Raw genomic sequence first — 20,574 nt, 5'->3', positions numbered from 1 at the left:
AATCCACCGGCAAACCTAGGCTTTCACATGGGGCAGGGCGAATAATGGGTGCCAACGCATTGTGTGCAACGCGACGGAAGGAAGCTGTGGCCTTCGAGCATGTAAAAGACTCCGCCAAGTCACTGATCACGCTGGGCCCTGCCCGCAAGGACCATTGGATCGGCCTGCGCACCGCGGTGGGCATTTTTGCCCCGATGATCATCCTGCTGGCCATCAACCGCATGGATCTGGTGATTTTCGCGGTGTTCGGCGCCTTCACCGGAGTCTACGGCCGCGTCGACGGGTATTGGAACAGGCTGCGCATGCAGGTGCGCTCCGGAGCGCTGTTCTTCGCAGTCATCGCCGCCGCGCTGGCCGCCTCCAACTTCTGGATCGATCATGCTGACCCCGCGGTGAAGCAGTGGCAGATCGTCGGCGCGACCACTTTGGTGGCTGGCATCTGCTCCGTGGCGGCAGGGTTCATGCGGCTGCGCCCTACCGGTTCCCTCTTCCACATCTTCGCCTTTGCTGCCGTGGCCTCGATTCCCAATCCTGCGCCTGCCTGGCAGGGGCTGCTGGTGGCGGTGCTGACCATCGCGTTGGCCATAGGCATCGGGGCGGCCGGGGCTATCGGGCAGTGGACGAATTTGTGGCAGCGCACCAGCCTGCCGCCGCTGTCGGACAATGTGCGTACGGCGATCTGGTGGGAGGGGCTGTTCTACATCCTGACCGCCGGCGCGGCCGGCGCACTGGCCAACAGCCTGGGCAGCAGCTTGTCGGCGGGCCACAACTACTGGGCCATGGTCGCGGCGGTGGTGCCGCTGGTCGGCCACACCACGAAGCTGCGCCTGCACCGCGGCATCCACCGTGTGCTCGGCACGTTGGTGGGCCTGATCCTGATGGTGCTGGTGATCCTGGCCAACCCTCCGCTGTGGATGCTGCTGGCGCTGATCGGCTTCTTCCAGTTCATGGCGGAGATGCTGGTGATGCGCAACTATTTCATGGCGCAGATCTTCATTACCCCGCTGGCGTTGGTGGGCGTTTCCCTGGCTTCGGGACTGTCCACCGCGGTGATGTACGACCGCATGGTCGAAACCGTGATCGGTTCGCTGGTCGGCATCTTCGGCGTGCTACTGGGAAGCTGGTTTGGCGGCATCATGCGCAAGCGCGTGCGCAGCGAGCCGCCAAACCCTGCAAGCGGAACCTAGATATTCACTCCGACATGGGCTAATGCCTGTCGGAGAATATTTTCGCGGCCTCCGGCGAACTCGCCCTGGATATCGGCGCTCAGTGCTTCTGCCGGGGTGAGCCAGGTCAGCTCCAGTGCGTCCTGGCGCGGCGTGGATTCGCCGCGCACCGGCACGATGTAGCACATAGAGACCGCATGCTGGCGGTCGTCGGTCAGCCCTGTCTCGCTGGGCGCCGGGAAGTACTCGGCGACGGTGAACGGCACCGGAGAGGCGGGCAGCTGCGGAAGGACCATGGTTCCAAGGTCCTTCTCGATGTGCCGGATCAGCGCGGCCCGGATGGTCTCGCGGTACATGACGCGGCCGGAGACGAAGGTGCGCAGCATGCGGCCGTCGGCGTCGGCGGTGAGCAGGAGCCCCACTTCATTGACATAGCCCAGGGGGTCTAGGCGCACCGGGATGGCCTCGACATACAGCATGGGCAAGCGCTGGCGGGCCTCATAGAGGTCTTCCTCGGAGAGCCAGCCAGGATACGGATCAGGCGTACGCACGTTCATGTTTCCATCTTGGTACACAATGCCCCGTGATGCCATGAAACGGATGCCGTGTTGCGTAACTCACGAATTCGGGTTGGTGCAGCTCTGGTTCAGGCAATCGCCCGCGGGTAAAATTGATTGGGCTATCCCAATCGGATATTTTCTGATTGCTACTCCCAGCGTCATCACCGAACGCACCTCCTAGAAGCGGAACTTGTTGTGTCCAACACCGTCGAACGCTTGAGCAAACAAAGCTTCACGACCATCGCAGTCTTGATCGTGTCCAGCTTTGTTGTGATCCTCAATGAAACCATCATGAATGTGGCGCTGCCGGTCCTGATGGAAGAATTCCGCGTCACCCCCGACGCCATCCAGTGGCTGTCGACGATCTTCATGCTGACCATGGCTGTGGTCATCCCGATGACAGGCTTCCTGCTGCAGCGCTTCAGCACCCGCAAGGTCTTTGTGCTGGCCATCGGCTTGTTCACCTTGGGCACCACGCTGGCGGCGCTGTCCCCGGGGCTTGGCATCCTGCTGGTGGCGCGCGTCATCCAAGCCTGCGGCACCGCGATCATGATGCCGCTGCTGATGACTACCATCCTTGACCTGGTGCCCGCCGAGCGCCGCGGCGTGCTGATGGGCAATGTCTCGATCGTGATCTCGGTGGCGCCTGCCATTGGTCCGACCCTGTCCGGGCTGATCCTGCAGTACCTTTCCTGGCGGTTCATGTTCATCGTGATCATCCCGATCGCGCTGGCGGCCCTAGTTATCGGCACCCCGCGCCTGTCCAACGAGGTCGGGGACGATGCGGCGCCGCTGTCGGTGCCCTCGCTGCTGCTGGCGATCCCAGGCTTCGGCGGCCTGGTCTACGGCCTGAGCGGACTGTCCGCAGGGGTCACCCCGATGGGTCTTGGCATCCTTGCGGTGGCAGTGCTCTGCTTGGTGGGCTTCGTGCTGCTGCAGCTGCGCCTGCAGCATGACGACAAGGCCCTGCTGGACCTACGCTCGCTGAACTTCAGGGACTTCACCCTGTCCCTGGTGCTGATGATGTGCTCCATGATCTCGCTGTTCGGCGTGATCATCCTGCTGCCGCTGTTCTTCACCAATGTGCTGGGCATCGAAACCCTGACCACCGGCTTGATCATGCTTCCCGGCGGCCTGCTAATGGGCCTGCTGGCGCCGATGGTCGGCAAGCTCTACGACAAGGTGGGCCCGCGCCCGCTGATCGTCCCCGGCGCCATCGTGCTGCTGGCGGCGCTGCTGGGCTACGCGGTCATCCTGGATGCGCAGACCCCGATCTGGCTGCTGGTGGTAATGCACCTGGTCATGAGCCTGGGCCTCGCGTTCATCTTCACCCCGGCGTTCACCACCGCGCTGAACCCGCTGCCGCACCACTTGCACTCGCACGGCTCGGCACTGCTGTCCACCCTGCAGCAGCTGGCGGGAGCGATGGGCACCGCGCTGATCGTCGGCGTGGTGGCGGCCTCCACCGCGGCGAAGACCGCCGCCGGCACCGACGTAGTGACAGCCACCGTCGAAGGCTTCAAGCCGGGCTTCCTGGTGGGTGCCGCCTGCAGCGTCGGTATCCTGGTCATCGGTTTGCTGCTTGGCGGGAAGAAGGAGATCCAGGCGCCGGGCACCGCGGTCGATGCTCCGGCGGCCGCGAACTAGCTCCGCACAAGCGGCAAACCTGCCTCTTTCCAGCGCCGCGGCGGGGAACCAGTACTTGGTTCCCCGCCGCGGCGTTGGTGTTTTCCCCTGGCAAGTTCTTCACGTTTGCTCAAGTGGGCGATAGGCTGACCGGAGAATTGCAAACTACGAAGGGGTAATGATGCATCTGCAGGATTCGCTGGCTCTCGTGACCGGAGGGCTGTCGGGGTTGGGCCGTGCCACCGCCGAAAAATTGGCGGCACAGGCCAAACATGTACTGGTACTGGATCTTCCGCGCGAGGACGGCGACCAGATCGCCGCGCAGATCGGGGCGAACGTCCGCTACATCCCGGCAGACGTCACCAAGTCCGACGACGTGGCGGCCGCCATGGACCGGGTGCGCGAACTGGGGCAGCTGCGCGTGGTGGTGAACTGCGCCGGCGTGGCAACCCCCGGCAAGGTACTAGGGCGCGAGGGCGTGCTGCCCCTGGAGAAGTTCGCCAAGGTCCTTGAGATCAATGTGAACGGCACCTTCAACGTGGTGCGCTTGGCCGCCAAGGTCATGGCCCACAGTGAATCCCTGGTGGACGAGCATGGCACCGCCGAACGCGGAGTCATCGTGAACACCGCATCGGTGGCAGCCTTCGATGGACAGATCGGCCAGCCGGCCTATGCCGCCTCCAAGGGCGCGGTGGCCGCCATGACCCTGCCGCTGGCCCGCGAGCTGGCCCAGCACCAGATCCGCGTCATGACCATCGCCCCGGGCATCTTCCAGACCCCGATGATGGCAGGCCTGCCGCAGGCCGCGCAGGACTCGCTGGGCGCCCAGGTGCCGCACCCTTCGCGGTTGGGCCGGCCGGACGAATACGCGGCGCTGGTGGAGCACATCGTCGCAAACCCGATGCTCAATGGGGAGACCATCCGCCTGGACGGCGCGATCCGCATGGCCCCGCGCTAGAAATTCGACTGCCAGGACCGGCAGGGAGCTAGAAGTCCAGCTCCCTGCCAGCCAGGGCACGGTGTTCGGCGTGGGAAATCTGGAAGCGCCGGTTCTCAGCGCAGATGAACACCACCACCGCCAGGAAGCCCCAGATGCTGCAGATCCACAGCGGGGTGGACTCGGTGCGCCAGCCCTGCACTGCGGCGGTGATCATGGCCGCGCCGAAGCCGCTGGCAAATGCGTGGCGGCCACGCTCGGAGTGGGCCAGCACCGCGGCGATCACCGAGACTGCAAGCGTCAGGAGGATGACCGGCAGCGCGTGCTCTGCACCGATCCACCCTGCGGCGGCAAACCACAGCTGCAGCGTGTAGACCAGGCAGAATCCGGCGAAGAAGCTCAGCGGCATATCCGTGGCGACGCGCTCAATATGATTGCGTGCGGTAAAGCGGTTCAGCGTACGCACCCCAAGCAGCGCCAACAGCAATGCACCGGTGGACACCGCCGCGGCCGCCCAGCCCAGGAATCCGGAGGCAAGCGTCAAGGCGCAGGCCATCAGTGCCGTGGCGGAAAGCGTGTAGACGGAGACCGCCCGCTGCCTGCGTGAAGAAAGCTGGTGGCCCAGCGCGCTATAGCCGGCGCTGAGCAGCAGGGCAAACGCAATCAGCGGCCAGATGATCCAATGCACCACGCCCACATCCAGCAGGCTTGAGCCGATGCGCCCAGTCCCGCTGGTGCTGAAGGCAAGCGAGGTCACCAGCAGCAGCGCGGCGGCCGCAGCAAACAGCGAAGCCCGGATCTTGTCGCCCAGCTCCACTTCCGGGTTGGGCCTGCGGTCCGGGGCTGCATAGGGAAGATCGAAGGTCCGCCGATAGGAAGCTTCGGCGATGGCCCGCTGCGCGGAAGCCACAAGAGACCCAAGCTGCGGTGATTGCTGCGAATTCGCCATGGTGCCGCTGTCCTTCCAGGCCAAAGAGCGATGGTGAGCTACAGCCTAGGAGAAATACGCGGCGTTGAGAAGAGCTGCTAGGCGGCGGGAGCTTCACACAGCCGCTGCTTGGAGCTGAAGCTGCGTTCCTGCCCGGTCAGCGGGTCGGTGAAGGAAATGGTGTGGGCCAGCAGCTGCAGAGGACGCTCATAGTCATCCGGCGCCAGGTCCCACAGCCTCGGGTAGAACGCGTCATTGATGATGCCGAGCCCCAGGGATGCCAGATGGATGCGCAGCTGGTGGGTCTTGCCCGAATGCGGTTCAAGATCCATCAGCGCCACCTTGACACCTGCGTGGAAGCCGGCGCTGACGCCGGTGGATTCCACCTTGATCAGGGTCTGCGCGTTGGGCTCGCCCTCATCGACGATGGAGCGAAGCTGTCCCTTGACCTTTGACATGCGGTTCTCATAGGTCAGCGGCATGCTTTCCAGCAGCTCGCGCAGCTGCTGAGGGGAACGCGTATCGCTGTGCCCGCCGTTGGCCTGTAGCACAACGCCGGTTTCAAGGCCGCCGCCCGGCGACAAGGCGACTACCGCCTTGTAGCGTTTGGCGATTTCCCTGCGTTCAAAGAGCATCTGGTAGGCGCCGCGGGTTTCAGGATTGACGGCAAAGAGGATGACGCCGGCGGTGGCGCGGTCCAGCCGGTGCATTGGCACCAGGTCGTCGATGCCGGTCTGGTTGCGCAGGCGCACCAGCGCAGATTCCTGGATGAACTTGCCTCCGGGGGTGGTCGGCAGGAAATGCGGCTTGTCCACCACCAGCAGGTGCTCGTCCTGGTGCAGGATCTGCGTTTCAAAGGGGATCGGGGTTTCGACCGGCAGCGTGCGATAGTACCAGATGAATTCGTGCTCGCCCATGGGGGTCAGGCGGTTCAGCTTCACTCCGCCGAGCCCTACAATTTCTCCGTCGTCGAAGCGGCGCAGAATTCCCTCAGGGTCCACATGCCCGAAGCGTTCGAGCAGGTAATCGGCAACAGTGGTCCACGAACCGCTCTTTGGAAGGTGCAAACGTGTTGCGTTGACGCCATTGCGGACCGGGAGCGGGGAAGCCATTGCCATAGTTCCCATTGTTCCATCTTTAGCCCACCGTCAATTCTACGGTGCGAAGCAGCGAAAACGACGATGCGCAGTAACACTGTGACGGACAGACCAGGTGCCTGGCTAGGGTTGGAGCGGAGGTAAAAATGCGGCTGGACAACCTGGAACTGTTCTCAACTCAGGGCGGGAAAATCGACCTGTCGACGGTGGAAGGCCGAAGCGTGGTTTTCGTGTATCCGCGCACCAGCCCGCTAGGAGGAGCGCCCGAAGGATGGGAAATGATTCCCGGAGCCAAGGGGTGCACAGCGGAGTCATGCTCTTTCCGCGATCTCCACGAAGATTTCCTGCAGCTGCAGACTCGGGTCTTCGGAGTATCTACCCAGGACACCGGCTACCAGCAGGAAGCTGCGAAGCGGCTGCACCTGTCATACCCGCTGCTGTCCGACGCCCGGCTGCAGCTCAAGGAGCAGCTGGGCCTGGAAACATTCGACTTCGAGGGCCAGAGGCTGTACCGGCGTGCGACTTTTCTGATTGAAGACGGCATGGTGCTAGAGCGTTTTACGGAGATCGGCGACCCGGCGGCACATCCAAATCAGGTGCTGCAAGTGATCGCTCAAAAATACCGTGAGTCCTAGGACTGGCAGGACGGGCAGAAGTAGCAGTCCCGGTCTTGGCCCGAAGACTGGCTTTCCAATGTGAACTGTTGGATCCGCGTCCCGCAGCGCAGGCAGGGTTTGCCGGTGCGCCCATAGACCCAATAGGGTTCGCGGGTGCGTGCAAGCCCGGTGGTCACCCGGCGCGGACGGTTCTTGTTGATTTCCAGCAGGCGCTGGGATGTCTGTACGACCTTCTCCAGATTCACCACCTGCCCGATGAGAGTCAGCGGATTCAGCCGGGCGAGGAACAGGACTTCGCTGCGGTAGATATTTCCCACCCCTGCCATGATCCGCTGGTCAAGCAGGGCATCGCCGATGCTTCGTTCGGGCTGGGAGCGCAAATTCCGGGCCGCCAGCTGGGGATCCCAGTCGGCGCCCAGCAGATCCGGCCCCAAATGGCCGATCAGCTCATCCTCATTCTCGGTGGGCACGAGCTTGACCTGGGCGATGTCGAACCCGACAGCGGTAGCGGACTCGACGCCGAGCACCACGCGGGCTGTGTGGGCCGGACGCTTCCAGCGCTCTGCAGGGGCGTAAATATCCCAGCGGCCCTCCATCAGCAGGTGCGAATGCAGGGTCAGCGGCGGCTTCTTGAAGGCGGGGTCATGGTCCTCTGGCGGAGTAAAGCGCATCAGCAGGTGCTTGCCGCGCGGGCGGACCTCCTTCACCAGGTATCCGCTTAGATCGGTGGTGGACAGCGCGGGAACCCTGAAATCGGAGCGCAGCAGCACCTGCCCGGCCAGCGCCTGGTGCAGGCGGGCGGTGGCTTGGTAGACGGAATCACCTTCTGGCACTGTGTCCTCCTTGGATCTGTGGGCGCACTGCTACCGCCTGAAGCGGATGCCCTGCGGCGTGGAATAGAACCCTGCGGCCAGCAGCGCCTGGGCGAGCGGGTGCTCAAGTACCGGTTCGCCATTGACCGTGGCGATGGCCAGCTTGTCCACCGTGGCGGTGCGCAGGGCTGCCACAAGCTTTTCAGCCAGCAGCCACCAGGCCTGGTCGCTGGGCTCTCCAAAGGTCAGCACGGTACGGCCGCCGCGTTCAAGGTACAGGCACAGCGCTCCGTCGAGCAGGCCGACGATCGCCCCGGCCTTGCGGCCTGGCCGGTGGCCGGTCAGCGTTGCAGGCCAGGGCAGCGCGGCGCCATAGGGGTTCGCCGGATCGGTGGAGGCAAGCACCACTGCCTGCGGCTGGCGCTGCGGGTCATCTGGCAGGGCAAAGGTGCGCAGCCGGTCGATGGTGTTCGCGGTGGAGAATTGCGCGGCCCCGAGCTTCTCGATGAAGTATCCGCGGCGGGCATGTCCTGCCTCCTCCAGCTTGGACAGCACCCGGTAGAGCTGGCCGAAGCCGCCGGGCACCGACTCGGCGGCCACCGATCCGCGGGTGAGCACCCCATAGCGTTCGAGCATGATCTCGGCGGTGGCGTGGGAGGCGATGGTCGCATCGAGCGTCCCAGTGGGCAGCAGCGACCAGCGGGCCGATCCGCGGGTGCAGCGCGCGGTCGGGCCGGCCGCCTGTTCCCGGGCTAGTCGGGTGAGCCCGGAGAGCCGGTTCAGCCGGGCGGCGCGGGCCCGCGGCGCGGGCTTGGCGATCTTGTGCGCGGTGGTGCCGCCTGCCAGGTAGCTGCGCACCGGGGCAAGGGTATCGGGGGAGATGAATCCGGCCCAGAACAGCTGCCAGCAGGCGTCGGTGATGTCCTGCTCGGTCGGCGGCAGGCCCTCTTCAGGATGCAGCCGGGCCGCGAGTTCCTGCACAAAATAGGCGCCGGTGGCGTCGAAGGAGTCCAGTACCCGGCGTGCCAGCGAATCCAGCTGGGACATGTCAGGTGCGGGAAGGCTCAGCGAGGCGAACTCGGCGGTGTGCAGCGAGAGCCACCCGTCCTTGCCGCCGGCCGCGCCCGCGCCGCAGATCAGCACGTCCCCGCTGCTGGTCAGCTCATCAAGCCAGGAGGTCTGGTAGCCATTCAGCCTGGCAGGCAGGATGAAAGATTCAAGGGCAGAGGCTGGGACCTCTACTCCTGCCAGCTGGGTGATGACCTCGTAGAGCCCGTCGCCGCCCTCCAGCCGGGAGCCCACCTGCTGCCAGGCCGGCAGAAAGCGGCCGAAGGTCGCCTGGTCCACCGGTTCCACCTCGGCGCGCAGGGCAGCCAACGAGCGGGTGCGAATGGTGCGCAGCACCGAGACTTCGCAGTACTCGTCCCCGCTGACTCCGGCAGGAATCAGCTCCACCGGTCGGAAGGCGCCCAGCGACAGGCGCCCGGCAGCCACCAGCTGGTCGAGCACCGGCCGCAGCACCGCGACGCCCAGGCCCAGTGCGGCGGCCAGTTCGGAGAGCGTGAACGGCGCATGGGTGCGGGCAAAGCGGGAGACCAGATCTTCAATCGGCCGAGCTGCAGGTTCAAGGAATGCGGTGGGGATGCCGGTAGGCAGCGGCGTGCCCAGGGCATCGCGCAGCTTGCCGGCGTCCTCAATGGCGGCATAGGACAGCTGACCTGCGACCCGCAGGGTGAAGGCGCGGCGGGTGGCCACCAGCGATTCTGCATGCGATCGGGCGGTCTCGGGATCCAGCGCCGCCAGCTCATCTGAAGGATCGCGCAGGCGCTGCGCCAATTGTTCTGCGTTCAGCGGGCCGAGCAGGCGCAGCAGGTCCGCGGCGCCCTCCATTCCGGCAAGCCGGCGATTCGGCGCCAGGTGCTGCAGCTGCTGTTCAAGCGTGGTAATGACCTGTGGGTCCAGGATCTCGCGTACGTCGTTGCGGCCCAGCAGTTCGCCCAGCAGCACCGGGTCAAGGCTCAGCGCGGCGGCCCGGCGTTCTGCCAGAGGGGCATCGGTCTCATAGAGGAACTGGGCCACGTAGCCGAAGAGCAGCGACTGCGCGAAGGGCGAGGGCAGCTCGGTGGTGACCTCCACCAGCCGGATGGCCCGGGAGGAAACCTTGCCCAGGATTTCGGTCAGCGCCGGCAGGTCGTACACGTCGTTCAGGCACTCGCGCACGGTCTCCAGGATGATCGGGAAATCCGGGTAGTTGCGGGCCACGTCCAGCAGCTGGCTGGCGCGCTGGCGCTGCTGCCACAGCGGGGTGCGCTTGGTCGGGTTGATCCGCGGCAGCAGCAGGGCGCGGGCCGCGCATTCGCGGAAGCGTGCGGCGAACAGCGCCGAGTTGGCCACCTGTCCGGTGACTAGATCCACGATCTCGTCGGCTTCGAAGGCGAAGAGCTCTGCCCCCGGTGGCTCGTCGTCCATGGCGGGAATTCGCAGCACAATGCCGTCGTCAGCTGCCATGGCGGAGGCATCCAGGCCCCAGCGTTCGCGCACCCGCGCGCCGATGGCCAGCGCCCACGGGGCATGCACCGCCAGGCCGAAGGGCGAATGCAGGATCACCCGCCAGTCGCCCAGTTCGTCGTGGAAGCGCTCCACCACGAAATTCTGGTGGTTGGGCACCTGGCCGGTGGCCTGGCGCTGCTCGCCCAAATAGTTCAGCAGGTTCTCGGCGGCGAAGGGGTCCAGCCCGTGCTCGCGCAGCGCAGCGGCGGAGTCGCTGCGCTCGCCGGCCAGCAGCTCTGTGGTGAATTCGCCCAGCGCCGCACCGAGCTCTACGGGGCGGCCCAGCCCGTCGCCATGCCAGAAGGGAAGCTTTCCGGGCTGGCCGAAGGCCGGGGTGACCAGCACCCTGTCGTGGGTGATGTCTTCGATGCGCCAACTGGTGGCGCCCAGGGCGAACACGTCGCCCACGCGGGATTCGTAGACCATCTCTTCGTCCAGTTCGCCCACGCGCTTGGGGGCCTTGTCATCCTCCGATCCTGCGAGGAAGACGCCGAACAGCCCGCGGTCCGGGATGGTGCCGCCGGAGATGACGGCCAGGCGCTGGGCGCCGGGGCGGGCGCTGAGCACTCCCGCATCACGGTCCCAGATCAGCCGGGGCTTGAGGGTGGCGAACTCGTCCGAAGGGTATTTGCCCGCCATCATGTCAAGGGTTGCCAGGTACACGCTGCGCGGCAACTGCTGGTAAGGGGCAGCCCGGCGCACCGTGTCATACCAGGCCTCGACTTCAAGATCCTCCATGGCCACCGCCGCCAGGGTCTGCTGCGCCAAGACATCCAGCGGGTTGGAGGGGATGACCATCTTCTCGATCTTGCCCTCGCGCATGCGGGTGACCACCAGCGCGGTGGAGAGCAGGTCGGCGCGGTGCTTGGGGAAGAAGATGCCCTGGGAGACCGAACCCACCTGGTGCCCAGCGCGGCCCACACGCTGCAAGCCCGAAGAGACCGAGTTGGGAGACTCAACCTGGATCACCAGATCCACCAGGCCCATGTCGATGCCCAGTTCCAGCGAGCTGGTGGCCACCACCGCACGCAGCTTGCCCAGCTTCAGGTCTTCCTCAATCTGGGCGCGGGCGTCCTTGGACACCGAGCCGTGGTGGGCTCGGGCCAGCAGCGGAGCTTCGGGATGGGCGGGAGCCGTGGAGCCGGCTTGGGCCATCATCACCGCGGGGGAGGTGCTCAGCTGGTTCTCTACGCTGAAGCCCTCGCGCTCGGCGTGGATTTCATTCAGCCTGCCGGTCAGGCGTTCGGCCAGCCGGCGGGAGTTGGCGAAGATAATGGTGGAGTGGTTGGCGAGCACCAGATCCACCAGCTGGTTTTCAACATGCGGCCAGATGCTCGCCGAGGCGGCAGGCGAGGAGCCCGGGCCTAAGTCATGGGCGGCCGCGGCGGAGGGCAGGTCCGTCATGTCTTCCACCGGGACTCGCACCTGCAGTTCCCATTGCTTGGTGGACTGCGGGCACACGATATTCACCGGTGCAGCGCCTGCCAGGAAGCGGGCTACCTCTTCGGGCGGCTCCACCGTCGCGGACAGGCCGATGCGCTGGGCGGGCTGTGGCAGCAGCGCGTCGAGCCGCTCCAGGGACAGGGCAAGGTGGGTTCCGCGCTTGGTGTTGGCAATGGCATGGACCTCGTCGATGATCACCGTGTGCACCTGGGACAAAGTTTTGCGGGCCTGGCTGGTGAGCATCAGGTACAGGGATTCCGGGGTGGTGATCAGGATGTCCGGAGGGTTCTTCAGGATCTGGCGGCGTTCGGCCGCTGGCGTGTCTCCGGAACGGACCCCGACTGTGACCGAGGGCTGGGAGAGCCCCATTTCATGTGCGGTGGAGCGGATGCCTGCCAAGGGTGAGCGCAGGTTGCGTTCAACGTCCACGCCCAAAGCTTTAAGCGGCGAAATGTAGAGCACCTTGGTACCGCTTCCTGCAGGGTGGTCGCTGTCTTCTTCCAGACCGGGCAGAGCGGGAGCGTCGAGTTCAGCGTGGTGCAGGCGGTCAAGTGCCCAGAGGAAGGAGGCGAGGGTCTTGCCGGAACCGGTGGGGGCAATGACCAGCGTGTGGTTGCCTTCGGAAATGGAGGTCCATGCACCGATCTGAGCGGTGGTCGGTTCGGTGAAGACATCAGTGAACCACTTGCGGGTGGCTGCACCGAACCGGGATAGGACATCGCTCATAGATCTGATCCTACGTTCTTGATCCGACAGTGGTTGCTACCTGGCTCCCGTGATTTCGCGCAGCGCTGCAACATGCTGCACGTAGGCAGTGCGCCCGTTCGCGGTCAATGACACGCGAACATGGCTGCGGCCCAACTTGGCGAAGCGTTCTATCTCCACGTATCCGGCGTCAGTGAGCTGCTTCAGGTGCTTGCTCAACACCGAATCGGCGACATCCAAGTTCTCTTTGAGGTGTGCGAACTCTGCCCATTGGACCGGCGCCAAGCTGGCACAGATCCGCAGCCGCAGCGGAGCATGGATCAGTGCGTCAAAGCGAGGTTCAGCGGGTTTGTCCATTGCCATCCTCAACGCGTTCCAGCGTTATCGAAGTGCGCATCTTATGGGCCAGGAATCCGAGGACTGCGCAGCAGACAACCATCTTTCCAGCGGCTTCGAGCCAGGTGGATGCCTCCCACATCCGCAGGAACATGGTGGCAAGAATGATGACTAGCAGATAGCAGCCAAAAGCTGTGGAGTTGCCTGGCATCGGCCGCTGCTTGGCGCGTTTGCGCAGAAAGAAGGCAAGCCAAATAAGCAGCGGAATGAACAATGCGAACAGCGAATACAGAAGCTGATCTTGAACGAGGCCGTTGATGCTTGTCAGTGCGCTGATCAGAAGCACCGCGCACGTGGTGAAACCGCGTGGAGAGTCGCTGCTTCGAATCATCTTCTCGGAGGCAGTCTGCGCTTCGGCAAGCATCTGAGCGGCATCGTGCTTAGTCGGGGTCGTTGGTTCTTGCTGGCTCATTCTCCCTCACTTTCCGTTACGGAAAGTCTTGTCTTTCCATAATGGAAAGTCAAGGGTGCTTAAACGTGGTGGTACTTGCCGCCGGCGAGGATGTCCTGGGCCCGGTAGAGCTGTTCGGTGAGGATCAGCCGGACCAGCTGGTGCGGAAAAACAAGCTTGGACAGGGACCAGGTGAAGTTGGCGCGGGCATGGACCGTCGGGTCGACGCCGTAGGCTCCGCCGATGATGATCACCACATTGCGCGAAGAATCAATGGGTGTGCGCAAGGTGTTGGCAAGCGTCGGCGAATCGACGTTCTTGCCCCGTTCGTCAAGCAGTACCACGAAATCGCGGTCGTCGATCTTGCCGAGGATGCGTGCAGATTCCTCGGTGCGGGCGGCGTCGTTTTCCCTGGAAGAGTGGGAAAGAAGCTGCCAGGAGAGGTCGAAAGGCTTCTTCAGGCGCTTCTCGTAGCGGGAGATTCCCTCGTCTACCCATGACTCGTGCTTCTTGCCAACTGCCAGTACCTTGATCGTCATGTTCCTATTCTCCCGCATAGCTTTTGCGCAGATAACTCCCCGGCCTGCGAACTACGATGGAGAACATGCGATCTGCTTGGTATTTTGGACCCGACAGGCCCACGGGCGGCAAACAGGCCCTGTGGGTTGTTTTCGGCTTGATAGTGGCTTTGTTCTACTTCACCCGTCGAATGCTGGTGTCGCTGCATATCGGAGGCTGGGTCAAAGACGTCGACCAGCCGGTGAACCGGTGGGTGCTTGCCCATCAGGATCCTTTTTGGCAGGGCGTGTCCCAAGCGTTTTACTGGTGGGGATCCACGCCTGGAATGACGATCACCATGCTGATCATCAGTGCGCTGCTCTGCTGGGTGGCAGGCAGCCTGTGGCCGCTACTCACCGTGGCGGTGACTGCCGCGGGATCCGTGCTGCTCACCATCACGCTCAAGGCATCGCTGCATGTGGTGCGCCCCATTGGCGTCCCCGGCGGCCCAGCGCCGCCGGGCTCGTATTCCTTCCCCAGCGGCCACACCATGAATGCCGCCGCGCTGATCGGCATTGCCGTCTACCTCGCAGTGGTCTACGGGCTTCGCCGCTATGCCTATCTTTTGGGCAGCCTGGCTGCGCTCTTTGTGCTGGCGATGGGAGCCTCGCGCATCTACATGGCGCACCACTGGGTATCCGACGTTGTCGTGGGCCTGCTGATCGGCGCCGGCTGGGCGGCAATTGTCGCGATCGCCCACTACTACTTTGCCCCGAGACCGCTGCGGCGCCGGCCGCGCGGCGTGCAGGTGCCGCCAACTGCTATGGGTTGAGCACGCGCACCGGCTTGCCCTTGGCCCAGGCGCGGATGTCGGCCACGGCATCGTTGAAGAAGATCTGGAACTGCTCCACGGTCACATAGCCGATGTGCGGGGTGGCGATGACGCCGCGGGTCTGTGCAATGCGGTCTGAGGCAGGCAGCGGCTCCACATCGAAGACATCCAAGGCCGCAAGATAGAGGCGTTCATTCTCCAGGGCGCTAACCAGCGCATCGGTCTGGACGATCTTGCTGCGCGAGGTATTGACCAAGATGGCATCCGGCTTCATCCACGACAGCTGCTTGGCGCCCACCACGCCGGTGCTGCGCTCGGAGAGCTTGAGGTGGATAGTCAGCACGTCGCTGCTGGCAAAGAGCTCCTGCTCGGAAACCTTGTCCACGCCGACTTCCTTGGCGCGCTCCGCGGTGAGGTTCTGGCTGTAGGCGATGACCCGCATTCCGAAGGCCAGGCCCACCTTGGCTACGCGGGATCCCAAGTTTCCCAGCCCGTAGATGCCCAGCGTCTTGCCGGACAGGCCCATGCCCAGGGTGCTCTGCCAGTGGTTTTCATCGGCCAGCGGACGTGCGGCTGAGAACAGCTCGACGTCCAGCCGGCGGGCCGCCGCGAGGATCAGCGCCCAGGTATGTTCGGCGGCATCGGCGGCCTGATAGCCGGTGTGGCTCACGATGATGCCATGGTCCTTGGCCGCCTCCAGATCGATGGATCCGTTGCGCCGCCCGGTGGTGACCAGCAGCTTCAGCTGGGGCAGGGCTTCAAGGCGCTGGCGGGGGAACGGGGTGCGTTCGCGCATGGCAATGATGACGTCGAAAGGCTGCAGCGCATCGATCACTGCTGCGTCGTCGCTGCCTAAGTAGTCGGTGAAAACCGTCAGTTCGGCGTCGAGGTCTTCAACCAGGGTCTCGAAGTCGGCCAGCGAGCGGGCGATGTCATGGTAATCATCAAGCAGAGCAATGCGCATAGTTCATCCTAGGCATGCAGCTGGCGGCACCCAAAGCATGTTGCTTTGGGTGCCGCCAGCAATCTTTCTAGTCTTCTTCTACGCGCCTGGTCCAGCGGCGCTTGCGGCCGATGCTGCGGTTCACGCGAAATGGGACCCTGCGGGCTTTGCCCTGGCCGCGCCACTGATGCGGCTTACAGAGGGTGCATCCCTTGAACCTGCGATGAGGTGAATGAGCCAATGTTAATTCCTTCCCGAATCTCGCCCCGCCCGGGTGGGCAGGGTCGGCTTCGGGAAGCTTCGAAGTTGGACATGCAAACAGTGTATAGCCGGGCCCGGACAAGTATGATCGTTCGAACTGTACAGATGGGGGTTGCCATGGATTTAGCGACAGCATTGATCTCTGGACGCAGGGGACGCAGGTTTCTGCTGCATGTGCTGCTGGCCGGTGAGAGCGAACAAATCTGGAAACTGAGACAGGTGGTTTTCGACGCGGCGTACCGCGTGGCGAAGCGCCGCGGCGATGGTATTGCCCGGTTTGGCTCATCAGCCGAGGACGAGGCGTGGGTTAGCGCAGAGCAACCGCCCAGTGAATTGCAGCCGGAAAACATTGCAGCGCTGGTTGGCCAGGTCGAGCTGCCTAAACTGACCAGTCACATACTGCGTGAAGCGCTCGATGAATCGGTAGGCAACGCCATGTACTGGCAGCCGCCAGACGGCGAAGATACGCTCTTCTCAGATCCAATTTTGACCAAGGCGCTGGAGCCCGCTGCTCGCCACGTTTCAGATTCGGGAATTGTGCAAGAGTGGATGAACCGCTCCGCGGTGGAAAACCAGTGGCTGATCGAATGGCGCGGCGAGGGTGCGGAACACACATGGCATCCCGGACTTGTGTCAGCGGCTGAACAGTTTTCCCAGTGGAATCATGATCTCAACGAAGCAGAAGTCCGCAGCCAGGAAGATCTGCGTGGGCCGGTCAAAAACGCGGTGAGCGGCGAATGGTGGTCCAATCCTCCCGGAGGACTTTTCCGCAGTTTTGGAACCTTTGATGATCAAGCACCTGTGGGGCTTTACTGCGTCGAAGACGGATTCGGGTGGCGGGAAGCGGCTGTTCAGCGTGTTGAGCCAATGCTGGTGAAGCCGGTGTTCCACATTGAAGCGCCGGAAGACTGGGTCGATCTCTGCTTGCGGTATCCGGCGGAAGTCAGCGCCAGCCGCCGCGGAACATGGTTTGAGACGACGGGCCGCGACGGGCGCTGGGTCCAGCCTGACTGGCAGGCGGTGGCTGAAGACTACGACGGGGTGCACTTGAGCCTGACAGCGTATTTAGCCGCTGCCGGTGAACTGCTGGAGGTCAGCGATGAAGCTGCGAGCCTCATCGCCGGGTGGAATCCAGACGAAACCTATTGGTTTACCGATGATGTGAAACGCCATGGCGATTTTCAAACTTGGAAACTCGAAGACTCTGGAAGCTGCGACAGGTGGGTGAAGTCGTCCGCTAGCGAGTAAGCAACTTTTCACACGTTTCATAAAGTCCACATCATCCGCAGATGTTGCCTAGGAATGCGAGACCTCCTCACGTATCTGTTTTAGCCGGCCGCGCAACTAGTGCCTGCTGTGGGCCGCCAAGACAGCTGTTACTGCCAAGAGGATGAGCATGAGCGAACCGAAGGCCAGGACTGCCGGCGCAAGGGAAATGTAAAGCATCAGCGCACCGAGCAACAGGACGGGTACTGACATGCCCAAGTAGCCTGCGAGGAAAACACCCGCAATGACTTCTCCGCGCTGTTCCGCCGGCGCGATGCGGATGGCAGTTCCCAAGCCAGCCTTGAACGCAATGCCCGAACCGGAGCCTGCGACGAGCCCGCCGACGATCAGCAGCGGCAGCGAGGCAAGTAGCATGCTGGCGGTGACAAGAACTAATCCGATGGCTAGGGCCGAAAGACCCCAACGTGTCTGGGTAGCCAAAGCCCACCGTGAAGAAAAGACCTGCATCAGTGCGGCCGAAGCGAAGACAAGGAATGCAACTGCGCCTGAAACCGCCAGGGAGCTGATGCCCAAGGTTCCGCGAATCAACGCCGGCGCCAGCGAAGTGAACAGGCCAAACATTGCAAAGGCAACGAAGGCCATCATGGCGGCGGCGGCAATGCTTCCGCGCTCGTGGTGGGGCACTGAGACGCGTTGCGGACGGTACTTCCAGGTGGTCGCGGGAGCTACGGTTTCAGGGGTGCTCAAGAGCAACATCAATGCCAGCAGGAGCAGGATTGTGAAGATCGCGTAGGAAAGCTGCAACGGTGCAGGAGCATATTCGGCGAGTAGTCCGGACACCAGCGGCCCAACTCCGAGGCCGCCAATATTCGCCGCCGTCGCAGTAATTTCTGCCTTGCGCAGGCCGGTTCCCGGGTTGGCTTTGACATGCAGTTCCATCAAATAGGCGGTGGCCGTCGCGGTGAGCATTCCGACGCCCAGCCCCGAAATGAAGCGTGCGGTCAGCAAGCCTGCCAGCGTAGGAATGAAGAGGAAGATCAAAGCAGAAACCAGTACCAATGCCACTGAGGGAAGCATGAGCTTGCGTCGTCCCACCCGGTCAGACAGGTGCCCGACTGTGAACAGCGTGGCGACCACTCCCAAGGCATAAGCCGCAAAAATCAAAGTGATGGTGAATGCGCTGAAATTTGAGCGCTCTTGGTAGATCACATAGAGCGGGGCGGGCGCTGTAGCGAACGCCATGGAAGTCAGGAACGAAAAAGCAACGATCCAGAAGCTGCGCGTAAAACGGGCGGTATCGGCCTGCTGGGCCGATGGTGCGGAAGTGATGGTCATGGATTCAGTATCGGAGAATCAAATGATCAAATCCAACGATGATTTTTGATAGAAAGCATCACTTTTGATGATACTTGTTCTATGCAGTTCACCCAGCTTGAGTATTTTCTTGCAGTAGCTCAAGAGCTCAGTTTTACCCGTGGCGCCCAGTCCCTGCACGTGGTGCAGTCCGCCGTCTCCGCTGGAATCAAACAGCTGGAACATGACCTGGGGGCGGAGCTGTTCATTCGGCAAGGGAGAACGATCAGGCTTGCCCCTGCAGGGGAAGCGCTGCTGCCGCACGCCCAGGCCATCATTGCCCGGACTCAGAGTGCGAGAGACGCTGTCGACGCAGTGCGTGGAGTGGTCCGGGGAACCGTAGAACTTGGAACCTTATCTCATCTGGGCACCTTGGATATGGCGCAGGTCTTGCTACAGATCCACCGCGAATACCCGGAAGTCGTCATCAAGCTGAGGCAGACGGTCCAGGGCACGCGCAGTTCGATGGCGGCGGTGCTCGACGGTTCCTTGGACCTGGCCCTGCTTTCAGTCAACGAAACCACGATTCCGGGCGTTGAATTGCATCAGATACATGCGGAGCCCATGCTTTTTGTCATTCCCGAGGCGCATAGGCTCAGGGGGCGCAAGCGGGTGTCTCTGGAAGAGCTTGCAAACGAGCAGTACATTGACTTCCCTGTGGGCTGGGGCAATCGCACTACCGTTGACGCCGCCTTCACATCGCTTGGCCTGCAGCGCAGTGTGCGCACAGAAGTGTCCTCTTTGGGTTTTGCTTTGGAATTGGTGCAGCAGGGATTAGGCGTTGCGTTCCTGCCAGCATCCACAGTGGAACAGAGCTCGGCTGAAGGCATCTGGAGTATTCCCGTGCCGCTTCAATGGAAGATCCAGCTGGCTCGCTCGACCATGCGCACAGCCACCGCGGCAGAACAAGTGCTGATGGAAACCATCTTGGAACAGGCGCAGGCTCAAAAACCCTAGTCGCTTCGGAATACCTCGTGATTCACCTAAGCTTGGCGTAGTGGTTCAGCAGCTTCGAGGAGGGGATTGGGCATGGCTTCCGGAAGCGAATTTCGTGTAGGCGTCCTGGGCTGTGGAGCCATTGGTTCCGTCGTTGCGCAGCAGATCGCTGCGGGAAAAATCCCAGGAGCCGAGCTTGCCGGCGTGGTCGTGAGGCATCAGCGCGCGGACATTCCATACCGGCAATTGAGCATCGATGAAGCGATCGAGCATTGTGATCTCATTGTTGAATGCGCTGGGCAGGAAGCATTGCGCGAGCACGCGGTGAAGGTTCTCGAATCAGGTGTAGACCTGCTGGTCAGCTCGATGGGTGCCTTGGCTGATCGAGTCTTCGAAGCAAAGCTGCGCCAGGCAGGACCAGGACGGCTGCTTTTCACCGCCGGTGCCATTGGCGGCCTGGACCTGCTCGGCGCCGGGGCGAAAATGGGCAGCGGATTCGAAGAAATCCAGGTGACCACTCGGAAGCTTCCTCAAACCCTCATCCAGCCATGGATGAATGAGGTGCAACGACGCGAGTTGGAAACAGCTGAAGCACCGATGGAAGTTTTTGCAGGCACCGCAGCCGAGGCTGCGCAGAAATTCCCCAAATCCCTGAATGTTGCGGCGGCCGTAGCCTTGGCAGTGGAAGACTGGGACGTTGTCTCGGTCCGCTTGCTGGGCGACCCGCAAGCTGTGTTGACCGAGCATCAGATCCGGGCCCGAGGCGCCAGCGGTGAATACAGCTTCACCATCAAGAACTATCCTTCGGAAAACAATCCACGCACCAGCGGTATCGTTCCCTGGGCCTTGCTGCACTCACTGCGGCAAGCTGTGCGTTCGTCCGGGCTCTAAGCCTGTTCCTCGTATTCGGCCAGCACCTTCTTGCCGATCTTGAAGGCGACATTGGCGGCAGGTACGGAGCAGTAGATGGCGCTCTGCAGGAAGACCTCTTTGATTTCATCGGGGGTCATGCCATTGCGCAAAGCGGCGTGCACATGCATTTCAAGCTCTTCCCAGTAGCCGCCGGCAATCATGGCGGTAAGGGTGATGGCGCTGCGGGTGGTGCGGGGCAGGCCTTCGCGGGTCCAGATGGTGCCCCAGGCATAGCGGGTGATCATTTCCTGGAACTCGTCGGTGAAGTCATTCGACGTGCTGGTGGCGCGGTCTACATGCTCGCTGCCAAGGACCTCGCGGCGTACTTCCATGCCCGCATCATAGGTATCTCCGGGATGGCGCTGGGAATCAGTCATTGTCCAA

Annotated in this window: 19 protein-coding genes; 8 read left to right on the top strand and 11 right to left on the bottom strand. The window is 62.9% G+C overall.

Annotated features, from left to right (window positions below):
- Positions 1-86: 86 nt before the first annotated feature.
- Positions 87-1,187 (top strand): FUSC family protein, encoded by a 1,101-nt coding sequence (locus AUR04nite_RS09190; RefSeq protein ID WP_246055464.1) that lies wholly within the window; start codon positions 87-89, stop codon positions 1,185-1,187.
- On the opposite strand, the gene AUR04nite_RS09185 is transcribed toward AUR04nite_RS09190, so the two are convergent.
- Positions 1,184-1,723 (bottom strand): NUDIX hydrolase family protein, encoded by a 540-nt coding sequence (locus AUR04nite_RS09185; RefSeq protein ID WP_141364211.1) that lies wholly within the window; start codon positions 1,721-1,723, stop codon positions 1,184-1,186. The two genes, AUR04nite_RS09190 and AUR04nite_RS09185, sit on opposite strands and share 4 nt — an antisense overlap.
- 198 nt (positions 1,724-1,921) lie before the next feature.
- Here AUR04nite_RS09185 and AUR04nite_RS09180 point away from each other — a divergent pair, with 198 nt between their 5' ends.
- Both AUR04nite_RS09180 and AUR04nite_RS09175 read left to right on the top strand, forming a co-directional pair.
- The gene (locus AUR04nite_RS09180) at positions 1,922-3,373 is read left to right on the top strand and encodes an MDR family MFS transporter (protein WP_141364209.1); all 1,452 of its coding nucleotides are present in this window, start codon (positions 1,922-1,924) and stop codon (positions 3,371-3,373) included.
- A 160-nt stretch (positions 3,374-3,533) separates the two neighbouring features.
- A complete protein-coding gene (locus AUR04nite_RS09175) occupies positions 3,534-4,310 on the top strand; it encodes an SDR family NAD(P)-dependent oxidoreductase (RefSeq protein WP_141364318.1) in 777 nt (258 codons plus the stop codon).
- Between the two features lie 28 nt (positions 4,311-4,338).
- On the opposite strand, the gene AUR04nite_RS09170 is transcribed toward AUR04nite_RS09175, so the two are convergent.
- Together AUR04nite_RS09170 and AUR04nite_RS09165 are read right to left on the bottom strand one after the other, a co-directional pair.
- Positions 4,339-5,238, bottom strand: a complete 900-nt coding sequence (locus AUR04nite_RS09170) for a hypothetical protein (RefSeq protein ID WP_141364207.1) — start codon at positions 5,236-5,238, stop codon at positions 4,339-4,341.
- 77 nt (positions 5,239-5,315) lie between these two features.
- Positions 5,316-6,329: a pseudouridine synthase gene (locus tag AUR04nite_RS09165; protein ID WP_141364205.1), complete on the bottom strand. Its 1,014-nt coding sequence runs from the start codon at positions 6,327-6,329 to the stop codon at positions 5,316-5,318.
- Between the two features lie 131 nt (positions 6,330-6,460).
- Between AUR04nite_RS09165 and AUR04nite_RS09160 the strand changes: the two genes are divergently transcribed.
- Entirely contained in the window at positions 6,461-6,949 is a 489-nt protein-coding gene (locus tag AUR04nite_RS09160; RefSeq protein WP_141364203.1) for a peroxiredoxin, read from the top strand.
- Here AUR04nite_RS09160 and AUR04nite_RS09155 read toward each other — a convergent pair.
- From AUR04nite_RS09155 to AUR04nite_RS09135, 5 genes are read right to left on the bottom strand one after another with little or no spacing between them, the layout of a single operon-like run.
- The gene (locus AUR04nite_RS09155; protein WP_141364201.1) at positions 6,946-7,764 is read right to left on the bottom strand and encodes a DNA-formamidopyrimidine glycosylase family protein; all 819 of its coding nucleotides are present in this window, start codon (positions 7,762-7,764) and stop codon (positions 6,946-6,948) included. The two genes, AUR04nite_RS09160 and AUR04nite_RS09155, sit on opposite strands and share 4 nt — an antisense overlap.
- A gap of 30 nt (positions 7,765-7,794) precedes the next feature.
- Positions 7,795-12,462, bottom strand: a complete 4,668-nt coding sequence (locus tag AUR04nite_RS09150; protein WP_141364199.1) for an ATP-dependent helicase — start codon at positions 12,460-12,462, stop codon at positions 7,795-7,797.
- A gap of 36 nt (positions 12,463-12,498) precedes the next feature.
- Positions 12,499-12,798 carry a transcriptional regulator gene (locus tag AUR04nite_RS09145; RefSeq protein ID WP_141364197.1) on the bottom strand — a complete coding sequence of 100 codons (300 nt, stop codon included), beginning with the start codon at positions 12,796-12,798 and terminating at the stop codon, positions 12,499-12,501.
- The gene (locus AUR04nite_RS09140) at positions 12,782-13,249 is read right to left on the bottom strand and encodes a hypothetical protein (protein WP_141364195.1); all 468 of its coding nucleotides are present in this window, start codon (positions 13,247-13,249) and stop codon (positions 12,782-12,784) included. Before AUR04nite_RS09140 ends, AUR04nite_RS09145 begins: the two co-directional genes overlap by 17 nt.
- Positions 13,250-13,308: 59 nt before the next feature.
- Positions 13,309-13,767, bottom strand: a complete 459-nt coding sequence (locus tag AUR04nite_RS09135) for a 23S rRNA (pseudouridine(1915)-N(3))-methyltransferase RlmH (RefSeq protein ID WP_141364193.1) — start codon at positions 13,765-13,767, stop codon at positions 13,309-13,311.
- A 143-nt stretch (positions 13,768-13,910) separates the two neighbouring features.
- Here AUR04nite_RS09135 and AUR04nite_RS09130 point away from each other — a divergent pair, with 143 nt between their 5' ends.
- Complete coding sequence (locus tag AUR04nite_RS09130) at positions 13,911-14,558, top strand: phosphatase PAP2 family protein (protein ID WP_218024668.1); 648 nt, start codon at positions 13,911-13,913, stop codon at positions 14,556-14,558.
- On the opposite strand, the gene AUR04nite_RS09125 is transcribed toward AUR04nite_RS09130, so the two are convergent.
- Positions 14,548-15,522: a D-2-hydroxyacid dehydrogenase family protein gene (locus AUR04nite_RS09125; RefSeq protein ID WP_141364189.1), complete on the bottom strand. Its 975-nt coding sequence runs from the start codon at positions 15,520-15,522 to the stop codon at positions 14,548-14,550. The two genes, AUR04nite_RS09130 and AUR04nite_RS09125, sit on opposite strands and share 11 nt — an antisense overlap.
- A 357-nt stretch (positions 15,523-15,879) precedes the next feature.
- Between AUR04nite_RS09125 and AUR04nite_RS09120 the strand changes: the two genes are divergently transcribed.
- Positions 15,880-17,010, top strand: coding sequence for a hypothetical protein (locus AUR04nite_RS09120; protein ID WP_141364187.1), 1,131 nt, complete (start codon positions 15,880-15,882; stop codon positions 17,008-17,010).
- 96 nt (positions 17,011-17,106) lie between these two features.
- On the opposite strand, the gene AUR04nite_RS09115 is transcribed toward AUR04nite_RS09120, so the two are convergent.
- Positions 17,107-18,324, bottom strand: a complete 1,218-nt coding sequence (locus tag AUR04nite_RS09115; RefSeq protein ID WP_141364185.1) for an MFS transporter — start codon at positions 18,322-18,324, stop codon at positions 17,107-17,109.
- A gap of 81 nt (positions 18,325-18,405) precedes the next feature.
- Here AUR04nite_RS09115 and AUR04nite_RS09110 point away from each other — a divergent pair, with 81 nt between their 5' ends.
- Together AUR04nite_RS09110 and AUR04nite_RS09105 are read left to right on the top strand one after the other, a co-directional pair.
- Positions 18,406-19,299, top strand: a complete 894-nt coding sequence (locus AUR04nite_RS09110) for a LysR family transcriptional regulator (protein WP_141364183.1) — start codon at positions 18,406-18,408, stop codon at positions 19,297-19,299.
- Between the two features lie 72 nt (positions 19,300-19,371).
- The gene (locus tag AUR04nite_RS09105) at positions 19,372-20,169 is read left to right on the top strand and encodes an aspartate dehydrogenase domain-containing protein (RefSeq protein ID WP_141364180.1); all 798 of its coding nucleotides are present in this window, start codon (positions 19,372-19,374) and stop codon (positions 20,167-20,169) included.
- Here the strand turns inward: AUR04nite_RS09105 and pcaC are convergent.
- Positions 20,166-20,567: a 4-carboxymuconolactone decarboxylase gene (pcaC, locus tag AUR04nite_RS09100; RefSeq protein ID WP_141364178.1), complete on the bottom strand. Its 402-nt coding sequence runs from the start codon at positions 20,565-20,567 to the stop codon at positions 20,166-20,168. The two genes, AUR04nite_RS09105 and pcaC, sit on opposite strands and share 4 nt — an antisense overlap.
- Positions 20,568-20,574: the final 7 nt, after the last annotated feature.

The organism is Glutamicibacter uratoxydans (assembly GCF_006539925.1).
GTDB lineage: Bacteria > Actinomycetota > Actinomycetes > Actinomycetales > Micrococcaceae > Glutamicibacter > Glutamicibacter uratoxydans.
The sequence above is the reverse complement of the archived record's forward strand: the minus strand, read 5'-3'. Positions and strand labels throughout refer to the sequence as shown.